This is a genomic window from Nocardioides panaciterrulae, assembly GCF_013409645.1.
GTDB lineage: Bacteria > Actinomycetota > Actinomycetes > Propionibacteriales > Nocardioidaceae > Nocardioides > Nocardioides panaciterrulae.
Genome location: NZ_JACCBG010000001.1, coordinates 2,354,773 through 2,370,527 on the forward strand (window position 1 = coordinate 2,354,773; position 15,755 = coordinate 2,370,527).

14 protein-coding genes are annotated in these 15,755 nt (G+C 72.4%); 7 read left to right on the forward strand and 7 right to left on the reverse strand.

Going from position 1 to position 15,755, the window contains the following annotated elements:
• Positions 1–101 precede the first annotated feature (101 nt).
• The gene (locus BJZ21_RS11140) at positions 102–812 is read right to left on the reverse strand and encodes a DinB family protein (protein WP_343052102.1); all 711 of its coding nucleotides are present in this window, start codon (positions 810–812) and stop codon (positions 102–104) included.
• Between the two features lie 59 nt (positions 813–871).
• Between BJZ21_RS11140 and BJZ21_RS11145 the strand changes: the two genes are divergently transcribed.
• The 3 genes from BJZ21_RS11145 to BJZ21_RS11155 all read left to right on the forward strand — a co-directional run bounded on the left by BJZ21_RS11145 (position 872) and on the right by BJZ21_RS11155 (position 2,090).
• Positions 872–1,405, forward strand: a complete 534-nt coding sequence (locus BJZ21_RS11145; protein ID WP_179663808.1) for a GNAT family N-acetyltransferase — start codon at positions 872–874, stop codon at positions 1,403–1,405.
• Positions 1,406–1,508: 103 nt separating this feature from the next.
• The gene (locus tag BJZ21_RS11150; protein WP_179663809.1) at positions 1,509–1,727 is read left to right on the forward strand and encodes a hypothetical protein; all 219 of its coding nucleotides are present in this window, start codon (positions 1,509–1,511) and stop codon (positions 1,725–1,727) included.
• Between the two features lie 108 nt (positions 1,728–1,835).
• Positions 1,836–2,090, forward strand: coding sequence for a hypothetical protein (locus BJZ21_RS11155; RefSeq protein WP_179663810.1), 255 nt, complete (start codon positions 1,836–1,838; stop codon positions 2,088–2,090).
• A 233-nt stretch (positions 2,091–2,323) separates the two neighbouring features.
• Here the strand turns inward: BJZ21_RS11155 and BJZ21_RS11160 are convergent, their stop codons facing one another.
• Entirely contained in the window at positions 2,324–2,734 is a 411-nt protein-coding gene (locus BJZ21_RS11160; RefSeq protein WP_179663811.1) for a hypothetical protein, read from the reverse strand.
• Between the two features lie 529 nt (positions 2,735–3,263).
• Between BJZ21_RS11160 and BJZ21_RS11165 the strand changes: the two genes are divergently transcribed.
• Complete coding sequence (locus BJZ21_RS11165) at positions 3,264–3,593, forward strand: STAS domain-containing protein (RefSeq protein WP_179663812.1); 330 nt, start codon at positions 3,264–3,266, stop codon at positions 3,591–3,593.
• A gap of 116 nt (positions 3,594–3,709) precedes the next feature.
• On the opposite strand, the gene BJZ21_RS11170 is transcribed toward BJZ21_RS11165, so the two are convergent.
• From BJZ21_RS11170 to BJZ21_RS11180, 3 genes are all read right to left on the reverse strand, one after another.
• A complete protein-coding gene (locus BJZ21_RS11170) occupies positions 3,710–5,896 on the reverse strand; it encodes an ATP-binding protein (protein ID WP_179663813.1) in 2,187 nt (728 codons plus the stop codon).
• A gap of 97 nt (positions 5,897–5,993) precedes the next feature.
• Positions 5,994–7,091, reverse strand: coding sequence for an NAD-binding protein (locus tag BJZ21_RS11175; RefSeq protein ID WP_179663814.1), 1,098 nt, complete (start codon positions 7,089–7,091; stop codon positions 5,994–5,996).
• A gap of 20 nt (positions 7,092–7,111) precedes the next feature.
• Positions 7,112–8,095 carry a YihY/virulence factor BrkB family protein gene (locus BJZ21_RS11180; RefSeq protein WP_179663815.1) on the reverse strand — a complete coding sequence of 328 codons (984 nt, stop codon included), beginning with the start codon at positions 8,093–8,095 and terminating at the stop codon, positions 7,112–7,114.
• A gap of 17 nt (positions 8,096–8,112) precedes the next feature.
• On the opposite strand from BJZ21_RS11180, the gene BJZ21_RS11185 reads away from it, so the two are divergent.
• Complete coding sequence (locus BJZ21_RS11185; RefSeq protein WP_179663816.1) at positions 8,113–9,771, forward strand: acyl-CoA dehydrogenase family protein; 1,659 nt, start codon at positions 8,113–8,115, stop codon at positions 9,769–9,771.
• 161 nt (positions 9,772–9,932) lie between these two features.
• Here the strand turns inward: BJZ21_RS11185 and BJZ21_RS11190 are convergent, their stop codons facing one another.
• Positions 9,933–11,339 (reverse strand): cation:dicarboxylate symporter family transporter, encoded by a 1,407-nt coding sequence (locus BJZ21_RS11190; protein ID WP_179663817.1) that lies wholly within the window; start codon positions 11,337–11,339, stop codon positions 9,933–9,935.
• Between the two features lie 131 nt (positions 11,340–11,470).
• On the opposite strand from BJZ21_RS11190, the gene BJZ21_RS11195 reads away from it, so the two are divergent.
• Together BJZ21_RS11195 and BJZ21_RS11200 are read left to right on the forward strand one after the other, a co-directional pair.
• Positions 11,471–13,138, forward strand: coding sequence for an ATP-binding protein (locus BJZ21_RS11195; RefSeq protein ID WP_179663818.1), 1,668 nt, complete (start codon positions 11,471–11,473; stop codon positions 13,136–13,138).
• Positions 13,135–13,824 carry a response regulator gene (locus BJZ21_RS11200; RefSeq protein WP_179663819.1) on the forward strand — a complete coding sequence of 230 codons (690 nt, stop codon included), beginning with the start codon at positions 13,135–13,137 and terminating at the stop codon, positions 13,822–13,824. The genes BJZ21_RS11195 and BJZ21_RS11200 overlap by 4 nt, the downstream gene beginning before the upstream one ends.
• 126 nt (positions 13,825–13,950) lie before the next feature.
• On the opposite strand, the gene BJZ21_RS11205 is transcribed toward BJZ21_RS11200, so the two are convergent.
• Complete coding sequence (locus tag BJZ21_RS11205) at positions 13,951–15,399, reverse strand: glycine hydroxymethyltransferase (protein ID WP_179663820.1); 1,449 nt, start codon at positions 15,397–15,399, stop codon at positions 13,951–13,953.
• Between the last annotated feature and the right edge of the window lie 356 nt (positions 15,400–15,755).

The window sequence follows — 15,755 nt, forward strand, 5'->3', positions numbered from 1 at the left end:
CGCCTCATCGCCAGTGGCCAACCGGCCCGGGATCGATGAAGCGCTCGACCGGCTCGACCTCGATCCTCAACGTCTTGCGCGACTGGGCGGATCGGTGGCAGCTATGCGTCGAGCAGGTCGAGGTCGCGCACGCAGAAGCCGTGGTGCGCCCACTCCTCATTCAGCACTACGTGCAGGCACTCGAGCACCGACCTCCCGCGGGCGTACGGCGGCCAGCCTGGTCCCGCGGGCACCGGCGCAGTCGCCGACAGCTCGTCTGCTGTCACGGTCGCCAACCAACGCTCCAGCTCGGCGGCCTGCTCGTCGCGCACAGCCAATACCTCGTCGAGGCCCGGGGCCGCCGCTGGATCGAGTCCCTGCTCCTCCTGGTCAGGGACGAAGCCAGACGCCAACCCGATCCCGGTGAACGCCTGGGGCGATCCCAGGCAGCAGCGACGGAACCACGAGTCATGCACGAACACCAGGTGCCGAAGAGTCTCCACCGCCGACCACTCACCATCCATGCGCTGGTGCTCCGAGCCCTGAGGCATCCGGCGAACCCGCTCGACCGTCTTTGCCCAGTTGGCCTGCAGCTGCCGATGGGCCTCCCGGAGATCGGCCGGGTCGCCCGATCGGATCAGCAGCCGCACCGGATGCCGCCGGTCCAGCTCGGCCTCGACGTACGCCGTCACCTCCACCCCGTTGACCACCAGATTGCTGACCAGCCCGTCGATCACCGCGTCCTGCATGACCACACCGACCAGCCGGGAGCGGGTCAGGTCGCACTCGCGGAACTCGGCATCGGTCAGATCCTGGTTCTCGAATCTCGCCACCCCGGAAGTATCCATCGGCGTCCCGACACCTGCCCGACTCACGCCGTAGTTTGACGCGCGTGGACATCATCGTCGTCGACAGCTGCCACGTCGATAGGGCGACCCGGCTGGCGCTGCGGGCGCTGTGGGACCGGGCCTTCGGCGAGCGGTTCAGCGACGACGATGCGGATCACGCCTACGGCGGGGTGCACGTGCTGGCTCGCGACGGCGGCCGCATCGTCGGGCACGCCAGCGCCGTTCCTCGGCGCATCGGGTTCGGTGACCGACCCTGGCTCACCGTCGGCTACGTCGAGGCCGTGGCCACCGACCCCGCGTGCCAGGGCCAGGGCGTCGGCCGGCGAACGATGACGAGGCTCCAGGAGGAGATCCGCTCCCGTTGGCCGGTGGCGCTCCTCTCCACCGGGCGGGCGACGGGCTTCTACGAGCGGCTCGGCTGGGAGCGTTGGCGCGGCCCGTCGTACACCCGCACCGCCGCGGGTGTGGTGCCCGACGGCGAGCACGGTGGCCTGATGATCCTGCGCGTGGACCCGTCCGTCGTCCCGGACCTGGCCACGCGGGTGACCTGCGAGGACCGACCCGGTGACGCCTGGTGACCCCCTCCCCTGCGCCCCGGATCGGCTGCCGCTGACGGGCCGGCCCCGCCGATGATCGGCTCGGGGTTCACAGCCTTGTGGTCGAGGGCGCATAATGGAGGTGATGACAACTTCAGCCGTACGGCGTCGACACCTTGCCAGCAGCCCCTTCAAGGCCGACCCTGAGCCGGTCATCCCAGTGTTCGAGCTCGGTGAGCTGGTCTCCCACGACGCACACGGCGTCGGTCGCGTCGTCGGGGTCGAGGCCAGCGCCGTGACCGTCGACTTCCGCAACCAGGTGCTGCGCCTCACGAGCCCCTTCGCGAAGCTTGCGAAGCTCTGAGTCCACTCCCGGCTCTCGATTGGTCGCGCGTCACCGGGCCCCGTCGTACGGCGGTGCGTCCGCGGCGGCACCCGGCGCCGGCCGTATGCTCGGGCGGGTGAACCGCCGATGAGCAAGATGGATGACCTGCGCGCCATGCGCGAGGCTCGCTACGAGCAGATGACCGCACGCGCCGCCAAGCCGGTCGCCACGCCCCCGAAGCGGCAGCGGCCCGCGCGCGTCGAGTCCACGCCCGTCGCGTCCGCACCGGCCGCGGACGGCTCCGAGGCCTTGGAGGCCGCGCTCTGCGGTCACCGGGCCATCAGCGGCCGCACCTGCACGCGCGAACAGGGGCATGCAGCCAAGAGCCACCGCTACTCCTGACCCGGCGCGGAGCGGGGCGCTCGGTCAGCGCGCCGGCCGCTCGCTCGCGCGGATCGTCCCCGGGACCGCATACCTGCCCCTCACTGCGTCGCCGTAGCGCGGTCACGCTCCTCGAGGAGCTCACGTCGACGCCGCTGCGGCTGCCGGCCTCGGTCTCGTCTCCCTTGGGCACGGGGGGCCTGCGAGTGGGGCCTGCAAGCTGGCCGAGGAACCGCCACCCTCTCCCGCGGCCGCTAGCACCAGGCCCAGCGGACCCGCACCCGGCGGTCGCCGTTCACCGCTCGGACCCGCCTGGCAGCGCGCAGCAGGCTGCGGTGCCTCTCGTGTCGCTCCTCGCCGGTCAGCCCGTCGATGACGAGGACCTGCCACGGCACCAGCCCGGCGAACCGGATCAGCAGCAGGAGCAGGCCCAGGCCGATGACGACAGGCACCTCGATCGACAGCAGCCCCACTGCCAGCACCAGCACCAGCAGTGGGGCGGCGATGAGGATGACGAGCCACAGCACCAGCCCGACCACGACACCCTGGAGGTCGTCGAACGCCGTGAACGGGTCGGCGTTGTCCCGCAGCGTGTCGGCCCGCATGACGCGCGCGCGAGGACGCCAGGGCAGCACACGGACGTCGATCAGCGCCGAGTCGAGCACCGGCTCCTCCTTCGGGGACGACGGGCTTCAGGGACCACAAGTCTCAGGGACCCTACGGCCTCAGGAGTTCTCGGCAGCGCGGACGCAGCCTCCGCATCCGCCGGACCGGCACGACACCTGTCCCCCACCCGCCCCACTGGGGGGCCCGTTCCTGCGGTTGGGGGGCGTTGCAACGCCCCCCAACCGAGGGAATCCCCGGCTGGCCGGGGACTCCTGCAGACCTCGCTGGGCCCAGACCGCTGGCGCTCCCGGAAATAAGAGAACCGCCGGTGTCTCGGGTCACCGGCGGTTCTGAGGACAACAATAGCCGGGGCCGGGCCGTCGCACCACGCCCTTGGTTCAAGATTCACTCAAGATCGTCCCGCCGGGGCCCCTCACCCCCAGGGATGAGGCACGAGCGCACGGAGGTAAAGAGGCGTACAGTCGAGAGCAGCCGAGAGTCACTCGCGTTCCGCCGGCCCAGGCGTCTCCGTTCCCGGCCTCACGATCAAGTTGAATCCGCCGCCGCGGCTTCGGAAATGCCGGCAACATGCAGTTCTCACTCCAGTCCACCGTCACTCCCCCGGACGTCACCCTCGAGCTCTCGGGCGAGCTCGACATCTTCACCGCCGACCAGGTCAGCCGCGAGGTGGACCGCGCCCTGTGGTCCGGCTGTCGTCGGGCGCTGCTCGACACCAGCGAGGTGACGTTCGTCGACGCCTCGGCGCTCGGCGTGCTGGCCCGCGCCCGGGACCTGATGCGCAGCTGCGCCGGCACGATGGAGATCGTGTCCTTCAGCCCGGTCGTGCTGCGACTGTGCCTGCTGACCGGCCTGAGCTCACTGCTCTCCGACCCGCCGAAGGCCGCCGTCGCCAGCTGAGCGGCAACCTCACCGTCCCCGGACCCCCGTGCCACGGGGACGGTGAGCCGCGTCGCCGCGGGCGCCCCCAGACTCGCTGCTCCGGCAGGGCGACAACACACCCGAAGGGGTGAGCATCACCCCACGGGTACGGCGGGTTCGCCCGCGGACCCGTCGTCGGCGCCCGCCCCGCGAGCCGTCCCGCGAGCCGCCCCGGTGCTCCCACCCGGGCCCACTGGGCCGACCGAAACCGCCGGGTCCACCGGGTCCATTGGATCCACCGGGCAGCCACCGCACCGCTCCCCGACCTGGTCCGCGGGCGCGGCGGCGGGCAGCGTCACCTCGAAGACCGTGCCATGCCCCAGCGGATTGTCCCGGGCCACGATCGTGCCGCGATGCCGGCTGACGATGCGCCGGCAGATCGCCAGCCCCAGGCCGCTGCCCTCGTAGTCGCCGCGGTGCGCCCGGTGGAACTCCTCGAAGACCCGATCGTGCTCGCCCCCGGGCAGCCCGACGCCCTCGTCGGCCACCTCGACCGCGACCAGGTCGCCGGTGCGGTGACCCCGCACGGTCACACGTGGCCGCTCGCCGGGGGCGACGTACTTCAGCGCATTGCCCACCAGGTTGTCGAAGACCTGGCGCAGCAGGACGGGGTCGCCGGCGACCGGCGGCAGGTCGCCGCAGTCGACCTCGCGCTCCGCGTGGCGGGTGCGGGCCACGTCGAGGACCAGGGCCCGGACGTCGACGCTCACCAGCTCCAGCTCGCCCCGGCCGCTGGTGGCATGAGTCAGCAGGTCGCCGATCAGCTCGCGCATCCGCGCGGTCGAGGAGCGCACCCGGCCGATGAGCTGCGCGGTGAGCTCCAGCGGCGGCTGACCGGCGGCGATCTCGTCGGCGACCAGCTCGGTCCAGCCGTCGATGGCCGCCAGCGGGTTGCGCAGGTCGTGGGCCACCACCCGGGCGAACGCCGACAGCTCCTCCCGGCTGGCGTGGTCGGTGGTGGAGTCCCGGCAGAGCAGCAGTGCCCGGGCCCGGCCGCCCAGGTCGTCGCGCGGCAACGGCACCGCCGAGACGGCGAGCACCCGCTCCGGACGACCGTCCACCGCGATCAGCAGCTCCGTCTCCGGCACGGCCTCCCCCGCCAGCGCACGCTGCGTGGGCCGCTCCCCGAAGGCAACCTCGGAGCCGTCGGGGCGGGTGAGCCGGACGTCGGCGAGGGAGGATCGGCTCACCTCCTCCCCCGCCGGAGCGAACAGCTCGCGGGCCGCAGCGTTGTGCAGGAGCACGTCGCCGATCTCGTCGACGACGAGCAGGCCGGAGGTCATCGAGCCGATGGCGGCCTCACGCACCCGCATCTCGAAGTCGGTCTCGGCCTCGGAGTGCCGCAGCGCCCGCTGCAGCTGCTCGCGCTCGTCGCGGCCGGTGGCCAGGGTCAGCGAGGTCAGCACGATCGTGACCACGTAGAGCTGCACGACCAGCGCCGAGACCGTCGGGGCGTCGACGGAGGCGAAGGGGCCGATGCCGGCCAGGGTCAACCGGATCGCCACCGCGCCGACGGCGACGTAGTGGGCTGCGACGATGAGCGTGCGGAACCGCAGCCCGACCCACACCGAGGCAGTCAGCAGCGGGAACCCCAGGGGTGCGTCGTCCACGGCGAAGGCCAGGACGTAGACGGTGACGCTGAACAGCACCAGCGCCACCAGCTCCGTGGTGCTGGTGGTGCGCAGGCTCGGGCGGCGCGCGCGCGGCGTGTCCAGGCGCTGGCCGAGCAGCAGGCCGAACGACGCGATGCCGAGCACGCCGCCCAGGTCACGGCCGAACCACACCAGCGAGTCGGTGAGCCCACCGAGGAGGTCGCCCGTCGCCGTCAGCAGCGACGTACCGGCGCCGCCCACGAGCGCGGTGGCGGCGGCGCCGAGCATCGCCGCGGCCACGAACCTGCTCAGCACGCGCGGCGAGTCGAGCGGCCGGTCGCCGCCGCAGCCCCACAGCTCCGGCGTCCAGCGCCGCAGCAGGCCGGCGGTCAGCAGCGTCTGCAGCAGGTTGGTCAGGGCGAACAGCATCGCGATGTCGGCCGGCGCGCCCGTGAGCGCGTTCACGGCGAAGGCGGCCGCGGCCAGGGCAACCGTGTCCACGCTCCGCACGCCGGCCCCGCGAGCCAGGAACCAGATCACCGCCACGCCGGCGGCCGGCCACAGCGGCGCGAACAGGCTGCCGGTGTGGACCGTCAGCCGACCCGCTATCCCCAGCACCCCGTAGAGCAGCGTGAAGCCGAACACCGCCGCCGGCGTCGACCACACGCGGGGCTGTCGCGTCCCCGCCATCGTCTTCCCCTATCCCGGACCCCCGACCTCAGGACGAGGCTAGCCGTCCGCGCCGACCGCGGGCGGACCATTCCGGAACTGGGTCGGTGGCCCCGGCTCAGTCGTCGGTGGCGAAGTCCTCGCCGTGGGTGCCGGGCCGGGGGGCCCAGGGCAGCTCGCGGGCCGGGCGTACGACGATCAGCCGGTCGCCGCGGGCGAGCTGGGTGACGACCGGGTCGAAGTAGCGGTAGACCTTCTCGTCGCGGACCACCGCGATCACCTGGTCGGGCAGGCTCTGCGGCTGCCGGCCGACCTCGGAGACGAGCAGGTCCCGCTCGGCCACCTCCAGGCCCTCGCCGTAGGTCAGCAGGTCCTCCATCACCGAGCCCAGCGTCGGGGACAGCGACGAGAGGCCGAGCAGCCGCCCGACCGCGTCGGAGGAGGTGATCACCGAGTTGGCGCCGGACTGGCGCATCAGCGCGACGTTCTCCTGCTCGCGGACCGCCGCCACGATCCACGCCTCCGGGTTGAGCTGCCGCACGGTCAGGGTGGCCAGCACGTTGGAGTCGTCGCGGTTGGTGGTGATGATGACGTGGCTGGCCTCGGCGACCCCCGCCCGGCGCAGCACCTCGCGCCGGGTGGCGTCCCCGGTGACGACGGCGAGACGGTCGGCGTGCGCGTCCTGCAGCGCGGTCGAGCTCGGGTCGACCACCACGATCGACTCGCGGTCCTGGCCGTTGTTCACGAGCGTCTCGACCGCACTGCGCCCCTTGGTGCCGTAGCCCACGACGACGACGTGCTCTCCCATGCTCTTCCTCCACCGGGCGACCCGGAACATCTCGCGGCCCTGCGAGGCGAGCACCTCCAGGGTGGTCCCGATCAGCAGCACCAGGAAGGCGATGCGGGCGGGGGTGATGACGAATGCGTTGACCAGCCTGGCGCGCTCGGAGACCGGCGCGATGTCGCCGTACCCGGTCGTGCTCAGCGTGACCGTCGTGTAGTAGAGCGAGTCCAGCAGGTTCACGCGGCCGGTGGGGTCGTTGGTGTCGTGGTAGCCGCCGCGGTCGAGGTAGACGATGAGCACCGTGCCGAAGAGGATCACCATCGCGAGCACCAGCCGCCGGGACAGCTCCCACCACGGCGAGCGGACCCGCTCGGGCAGGGAGACCTTGCCTCGGGTGGAGCCCGAGGTCGGGGCACGGAACGGGTCGGACACGCGAGGACCCTAGTGGACGATCATGACGACCGGTCGCGGACGGCCATGGCGCGCAGCCGTTGCATCAGCTCCAGGCGGGCGCGCTGGGTGTTCTTCTGCGGGAACACCGTGTCGAACGCGGCATTGACCGCGGCCCCGATCAACACGGCGATCGCGACCAGGTAGAGCCAGATCAGCACCGCGATCGGCGCCGCCAGCGGGCCGTAGATCGACCGGGAGTCCGCCGCGGTCACCGTCAGCACCCAGCGCAGCAGGTAAGAGCCGACGATCCAGGCGGCCAGCGAGAAGGTCGCCCCGGGCAGGTTGAAGCTCCAGTTGGTCCGCACCGGCACCGACACGTGGTACAGCGTCGCCAGGAAGCAGATGCACAGCACGACCACGAACGGCCAGTAGAAGTGCATGAGCACCTCGGCGCTCGGCGGCAACCACCGTCCCACCAGGTTCGGGCCGGCCACCACCAGCGGGATCGTCAGCACCCCGGTGATCATCGCGAGGACGTAGAGCGCGAAGGACAGCGCCCGGGTCCGCACGATGCCCCGCCGGCCCCCCAGGCCGTGCATGATCGTGATGGTGTCGACGAAGACGTTGAGCGCGCGCGAGCCCGACCACAGCGCGAGCACGAAGCCCAGCGAGATGACGTCGAAGCGGCCGCCCTTGAGCACGTCGTCGATGGTGGGCACGATGATCCGGTCCACCGCGCTCTCGGTGAGCGCGCGTCCGGAGAGGTCGATCACCGCCTGCCGCACGTCGGCCACCTGGGCCGGGCTGAACCGCTCGGTGACGTAGCCGATCGCCCCGGCCATCGCGAAGACAAGCGGCGGCACGGAGACCACCGCGAAGAACGCCGCCTCGGCCGCCAGGCCGGTGACCCGGTGCCGCAGGCAGGAGCTCACGGTCGTCACGACCAGCCGCCAGATCACCTCGCGGGCGCGGCTCGCCCATGCGGAAACCCGTGCGGTCCGGTCCGGAGCCGCCCCGGACGGGCGGGTCCCCGGATGCGCCATGGGCCTACGGTAACCACATGACGCCGCTCACCCCGGACGACATCCGGCAGGTCACGAACCAGGCTCCGCCGCTCGTCGGCCACAACGTGGTGACGACGGACCGCCCGCTGGTCGAGGCGGTCCTTCGGCACGGCTCGCCTGAGGTGCTCGACGACCTCCTCGAGCTGGGCGCGGAGGCCGGCACCGCCGAGGCCCGCGAGCACGGGATGCTCGCGAACGAGCACCATCCCGAGCTCGCGCCGTACGACCGCTACGGCCGCCGGGTGGACGCGGTGCGCTTCCACCCCTCGTGGCACTGGCTGATGCAGCGCGCGGTCGGCCACGGCCTGGCCGCCCGGCCCTGGGAGCTGCAGGAGGCCGGGGCGCCGCACGCGCACGTACGCCGGGCCGCGGGGTTCATGGCCTGGTCGCACACCGAGCCCGGCCACGGCTGTCCGGTCTCGATGACCTACGCCGCGGTGCCGGCGCTGCGGGCCGATCGGTCGCTGGCCGAGGAGTGGACGCCGCTGCTCGCCTCGACCAGCTACGACCCGGGCCTGCGACCGGTCTCCGACAAGCGCGGTGCGCTGGCCGGGATGGGCATGACCGAGAAGCAGGGCGGCTCCGACGTCCGCGCCAACGTCACCCGGGCCGAGCCCACGTCGGTGGACGGCGAGTTCACCCTGTACGGGCACAAGTGGTTCACCTCCGCACCGATGAACGACGTGTTCCTGGTGCTGGCCCAGGCCGCAGCCGGCGTGACCTGCTTCGTGGTGCCCCGGGTGCTGCCGGACGGCGACCGCAACCGGCTCGACGTCGTACGCCTCAAGGACAAGCTGGGCAACCGCTCGAACGCCTCCTCCGAGCTGGAGTTCCGCGGCACCTGGGCGCGCCGCCTGGGCGAGGAGGGGCGCGGGGTGCGCACGATCATCGAGATGGTGGCGGCCACCCGGCTCGACTGCGTGCTCGGCTCGACGTCGCTGATGCGGCGGGCGCTGAACGAGGCCGGCTGGCACGCCTCGCACCGCTCGGCGTTCGGGTCGCTGCTGGTCGACAAGCCGCTGATGCAGAACGTGCTGGCCGACCTGGCGGTGGAGACCGAGGCGGCGACCGTGCTGGCGATGCGGCTGGCCGCGGCGGTGGACCGGGCCGACGACCCGCACGAGGCGGCGCTGCGCCGGATCGCGCTGCCGCTGGCGAAGTTCTGGGTCTGCAAGCGGACCCCGGCGATGGTGGCCGAGGCCCTGGAGTGCCTGGGCGGGAACGGCTACGTCGAGGAGTCCGGGTTGCCGCTGCTCTACCGCGAGGCGCCGCTGAACTCGGTGTGGGAGGGGTCGGGCAACGTCAACGCGCTCGACGTGCTGCGGGCGCTGGCCCGGGAGCCGGAGGTGCTGGACGCCTGGATCACCGAGGTCGGCCTGGCCCGCGGCGGGGACCCGCGGCTGGACCGGGCCGTCGACGACACCCTCGCCCTGCTCGGCGACTCCGCCGCGTTGGAGGGCTCGGCCCGCCGGCTGGCCGGTCGGATGGCCGCCTGCCTGCAGGGGGCGCTACTGGTCCGCTTCGCCCCGGCCGAGGTCGCCGACGCGTTCTGCGCCTCGCGCCTCGGCACGTCCTACGACGGCACGTTCGGCGCCCTCGCCCTCGCCTCCGGCGACCTGCGCACGATCGTCGACCGCGCCGTACCCGCCCTCTGACCCCTCGTTGAGTTGGGCCCCGTGCCGCACCGAGTTGGGCCTCGCACCGCCCTCTGACCCCTCGTTGAGTTGGGCCCCGTGCCGCACCGAGTTGGGCCTCGCACCGGTCTGGCACCGGCGCGAGGCCCAACTCATCACGGTGGGAGGCCCAACTCGACGGGTCAGGCGGGCTGGGCCGCCGTGGGGGCTCCGTGCTGGCCCGCGACCACGCCGGGGTCGGGCTGGTGGGTGGGCTGGTGGATGGGCTGGTCGTCGAGCATGGTGCTCTCGTCGAAGGGCAGCTCCCCGGCCAGCACCCGGTCGAGCCGGGCCCGGTCCAGGCCGCCGGTCCAGCTGCCGACCAGGACGGTGGCGATGGAGTTGCCGGCGAAGTTCGTCAGCGCCCGCGCCTCGGACATGAACCGGTCGATGCCCACGATCAGGCCGACCCCGTCGACCAGCGCCGGCTTGTGGGAGGCCAGCCCGCCGGCCAGGGTGGCCAGGCCGGCGCCGGTGACGCCGGCCGCGCCCTTGGAGGCGATGACCATGAAGACCAGCAGCGAGATCTGCGACCCGATGCCCATCGGCTGCCCGAGCGCGTCGGCGACGAACAGCGTGGCCATGGTCAGGTAGATCGCGGTGCCGTCGAGGTTGAAGGAGTAGCCGGTGGGCACCACGATGCCGACGGTCGTGCGCTCCACCCCGGCGTGCTCCATCTTCGCGATCAGCCGCGGCAGGGCCGACTCCGAGGACGAGGTCGACAGGATCAGCAGGAACTCGCGGGCCAGGTAGCGGAACAGCGAGAACACGTTCACGCCGGTGACGACCTTGAGCACGGTCCCGAGGATGCCGAAGACGAAGATCAGGCAGGTGATGTAGAAGCCCAGCATCAAGACGGCGAGGCTCTTGAGCGCGTCGATGCCGGTGGCGCCGACCACGGCCGAGATTGCGCCGAAGGCGCCGATCGGGGCGGCCCACATGATCATCGCCAGCACGCGGAACACCAGCTTCTGGACGTACTCGACCGCGGTGAGGATCGGCGCCCCCGCCGTACCCATGCCCTGCAGCGCGAAGCCCATCAGCAGCGCGACCAGCAGCGTCTGCAGCACCTCACCTGAGGTCAGCGAGGAGAACATCGAGTCCGGGATGATGCCCAGCAGGAAGTCGGTCGTGCTGCCGGCGCCGTCGGCGGCGGCGCTCTGGCCGGCGGCCGCGGCGGTGCCGTCCAGGTGCAGGCCCGAGCCCGGGTGCAGCACGTTGCCGACGACCAGGCCGATCGCCAGCGCGAAGGTGGACATCACCAGGAAGTACACGAGCGCCAGCAGGCCGACCTTGCCGACCTTCGCCGCGCTGGCGACCCGCCCGACGCCGAGCACGATCGTGCAGAAGATGACTGGCTGGATCATCATGCGGATCAGCGCGACGAACCCGGTGCCGATCGGCTTGAGCTGCACCGCGGTGTCAGGGACCAGCAGGCCCACCAGGACGCCGAGGCCCACCGCGACGATGACGGCCAGATACAGGTAGTGGGTGCGGTTCCGCGGGGGTGCCGCGGCGGGCTTCCGCGGTGGGGGGACGGTGACGCTCATCGGTTCCTCCGTGCATCGCTTTGCCGGTCCGGGGTTCGGGCGGTCGTCGACCATCGTGGGCGCCACTGTGACGGCGGTCACCGTTCTGGTCGTTGAGTTCACGGCCCGCGCGGTGCGGCACAATCCCTGTCATGGGCAGGCCTGGCAGCAGTGACGAGCCGTCGGTGGCCCGTCAGTTCCTGTGGCTGCAGGTGCTCGTCGTGGTGGTGCTCGTCGTCGTCGCCACCGCGCTGGCGCTCTACGACGCGCGGCAGAACGCCCGGAGCTCCGCGACGGCCCGGGCGGTGGCGGTGGCGGAGTCGGTGGCCGACTCACCCACGGTGCTGGACGCGCTCGACGACGCCGACCCCTCCAAGACGCTGCAGCCGCTGGCCGAGCGGATCCGCCACGACACCGGCGTCGACTTCGTGGTGGTCATGAAGCCCGACCGCACCCGCTACACGCATCCCAACCCGAGCAGGATCGGGGAGCCGTTCGTCGGTGACCTGGGCGAGGCTCCGCGTGGCCACGTTTTCACCCAGGAGTACACCGGCACGCTCGGGCCGTCGATGCGCTCGGTCGTGCCGGTCTTCGACGACACCGGCCGGGTGGTGGCGCTGGTCTCGGTCGGCATCACCATCACCCACATCGACCAGCAGGTACGCCGGGACCTGGCGCTGATCCTGCTCGTCGGGCTGCTCGTCGCCGGGGTGGGCGCCCTCGGCGTCTGGTTGATCAGTCGCCGGCTGCGCCGCCAGACCCACGGCCTCGGGGAGCGCGAGATCACCCGGATGTACGAGTACTACAGCGCGGTGCTGCACGCCGTCCGCGAGGGTCTGCTGCTCATCGACGACCGCGAGCGGGTCCAGCTGGTCAACGACGAGGCGCGCCGGCTCCTGGACCTCCCCGACGACGTGGTGGGGCGGCCACTGGGCGACCTCGACCTGCCGCCCGCGCTCGTCGCCGCGGTGCTCGGCAGCACCCCCGAGTCCGACGACATCTATGTCACCGGCGACCACGTGCTGGTCGTCAGCACCGCGCCGGCCTCGTGGCAGGGCCACGAGGTGGGCGCCGTGGTCAGCCTGCGGGACCACACCGAGCTGCGGTCGGTGACCGGCGAGCTCGACGTCGTACGCCGTCTCACCGACAGCCTGCGCGCCCAGACCCACGAGTCGGCGAACCGGCTGCACACCGTGGTCTCGCTGGTGGAGATGGGACGGCCCGAGGAGGCGGTGGCCTTCGCCACCGAGGAGCTGCGGCTGGCGCAGCGGCTCACCGACCAGGTGGTCGGCGCGGTCGGCGACCCGGTGCTCGCCGCGCTGCTGCTGGGCAAGAGCGCCGAGGGCGCGGAGCGCGGGGTGGACCTGGAGGTCGAGGGCGAGCTGCCCGCCGCCGACCTCGGCGTCGCCTCGCGCGACCTGGTCACGGTTGTGGGCAACCTCGTGGACAACGCCCTGGACGCGGTCTCCGGTCTCCCCCACGCCCGGGTCTCGGTCGACCTGGCCGGCGGTCCGGACGGTGTCCGGGTGACCGTCGGCGACAGCGGCCCCGGGCTGACCGAGCAGCAGGCGGCGCGTGCGTTCGACCGCGGTTGGACCACCAAGGTCGAGGGCGCCGAGAACGGCGGCCGCGGCGTCGGGCTGGCCCTGGTCGGCCAGGTCGCCCGGCGCCACGGTGGCGAGGTGAGTGTCGGCAGCTCACCCCTGGGCGGCGCCGAGTTCATCGTCCTGCTGCCCCGCCCCGGGTCGCGCACCGGGTCGCGCACCGGGTCGCCCACGGTCTCGGGCTCGGAGGTCGGCGTCGGCGGGATCCAGGCATGACGGTCCGGGTGCTGGTCGTCGAGGACGAGGCGCTCGCCGCGGAGGCGCACGCCACCTACACGGCCCGGGTCGAGGGCTTCGAGGTCGCCGGCGTGGTCCGCTCCGCCGCCGAGGCGATGCGGTTCCTCGCCGCCGACCGGCGAGTGGACCTGATCCTGCTCGACATGCACCTGCCCGACGGCCACGGGCTGGGGCTGCTCCAGCGGTTGCGCGCCGCCGGCCATCTCTGCGACGTCATCGCGGTCACCTCGGCCCGCGACGCCGACGTGGTGCGGCACGCGGTCGCCCAGGGGGTGGTGCTCTATCTGCTCAAGCCGTTCACGTTCGCGGGCTTCCGCAGCAAGCTCGAGCAGTACGCCGGCTACCGCGAGCAGCTCGCCGCCGCACCGGCCGAGGTGGTGCAGGACGAGGTGGACCGGCTGTTCGGCTCGCTGCGCGGTGCGGCGCCCGGCAGCGAGCTGCCCAAGGGCATGAGCGTGGAGACCCTGCGCGGGGTCACCGACGCCCTCCGCGAGGCCGGTGCAGGGCGGTCGGCCAGCGAGGTGGCCGAACTGGTCGGCACTTCGCGGGTCACCGCCCGGCGCTACCTCGAGCACCTCGCCGACACCGGGCTGGCCGCCCGGCGCCAGCGCTACGGCGGCAGCGGCCGCCCCGAGGTGGAGTACCTCTGGCGGGCGTCACGTTGAGTTGGGCCCCGCACCGGTGCGAGTTGGGCCTCCCGCCGGCGGCGAGCCCAACTCAACCCGGCGGGACGCCCAACTCAACCCGGCGGCGGGCCCAACTCAGCCCGGCGGGGGGCCCAACTCAACGAATCAGAGCTCGAGGCCCGGGTAGAGCGGGTGCTTGTCGAGCAGCTCGGCGGCGGCGTCCTTGACCTTGGCGGCCACACCGTCAGCGGTGAGGTAGGACGCCTTGGAGGGGCCGCCGGCCTTGGTGGTGCCGGCCTCGGTGCCGGACAGCACCTCGACGATCAGCTCCGCGACCCGGTCGAACTCGTCGTGCCCGAAGCCGCGGGTGGTCAGCGCGGGGGTGCCCAGCCGGATGCCGGAGGTGTACCACGCGCCGTTCGGGTCGGCCGGGATCGAGTTGCGGTTGGTGACCACGCCGGCGTCGAGCAGCGCCGACTCGGCCTGGCGCCCGGTGAGGCCGAACGACGTGACGTCGAGGAGCACGAGGTGGTTGTCCGTGCCGCCGGTGACGAGCCTCGCGCCGCGCGAGAGGAAGCCGGCGGCCAGCGACTGCGCGTTGTCGGCCACCCGCTGCGCATAGGTCTGGAACGAGGGCTGGCGGGCCTCGGCGAGGGCGACCGCCTTCGCGGCCATCACGTGGGAGAGCGGGCCGCCGAGCACCATCGGGCAGCCGCGGTCGACGTCCCCGGCGTACTCCTCCTGGGCGAGCACCAGGCCGCCGCGCGGGCCGCGCAGCGACTTGTGGGTGGTGGTGGTCGTCAGGTGGGCGTAGGGCACCGGGTTCTCCTCGCCGGCGAACACCCCGCCCGCCACCAGGCCGGCGAAGTGCGCCATGTCGACCATCAGCGTCGCGCCGACCTCGTCGGCGATCTCGCGCATCTTGGCGAAGTTCACCCGCCGCGGGTAGGCGGAGTAGCCGGCGATCATCACCAGCGGCTTGAACTCGCGCGCCTTGGCCGCGACCACGTCGTAGTCGAGCAGCCCGGTCTCCGGGTCGGTGCCGTACTGCTGCTGGTGGAACATCTTGCCGCTGATGTTCGGACGGAAGCCGTGGGTGAGGTGGCCGCCGGCGTCCAGCGACATGCCGAGCAGCCGCTGGTTGCCCAGCTCGTGGCGCAGCGTCTCCCAGTCCGCCTCGCTGAGCTCGTTGACGTTCTTGGCGCCGAGCTTCTCCAGCGCCGGGGTCTCGACGCGATGGGCCAGGATCGACCAGAACGCGACCAGGTTGGCGTCGATGCCCGAGTGCGGCTGGACATAGGCGTACGGCGCGCCGAACAGCTCGCGGGCGTGCTCGGCGGCGATCGACTCGACGGTGTCGACGTTCTGGCAGCCGGCGTAGAAGCGGTGCCCGATCGTGCCCTCGGCGTACTTGTCGCTGAACCAGGTGCCCATCGTCATGAGCACCGCGGGCGAGGCGTAGTTCTCGCTGGCGATCAGCTTCAGCGACGACCGCTGGTCGGCGAGCTCCTGGCGGGTCGCGTCGGCGATCCGGGGCTCGACCGAGGCGATGACCTCGAGGGCCTGCTGGTAGGCGCTGCTGGTGAGCCGGTCAAGGGCGTCGGAGTCCGTCATGGGCCCCAGCCTAGTGACGAGGCGCCCACGGGCCCATCCCGCGTCCGGGGATGGTCCGCCGGCCGGAGCGGACGGGACGCCGGCCCGGATCCGCTCATCCATCTCACTATGTGGCGTTACTTCTCAGTATGCGAGATTTGGATTTGTGATCGGCTCGTCCGATCCCTGAGACTGCTTGACATGAACATCGCTGCGACGCACGCGTACCTCGTGGTTCGACGCCACGTGGACCTCGGGCGCACCCGCAGCATGATGTGTTGGCCCTCCTGACCGCCGCCTCGGTCCGAACGCCCGCCGGGCGTTCTTCCGGCGGCTCCTCGCCCCAGACCTCCAGTCCACGGGCGCACGGTCCGGCA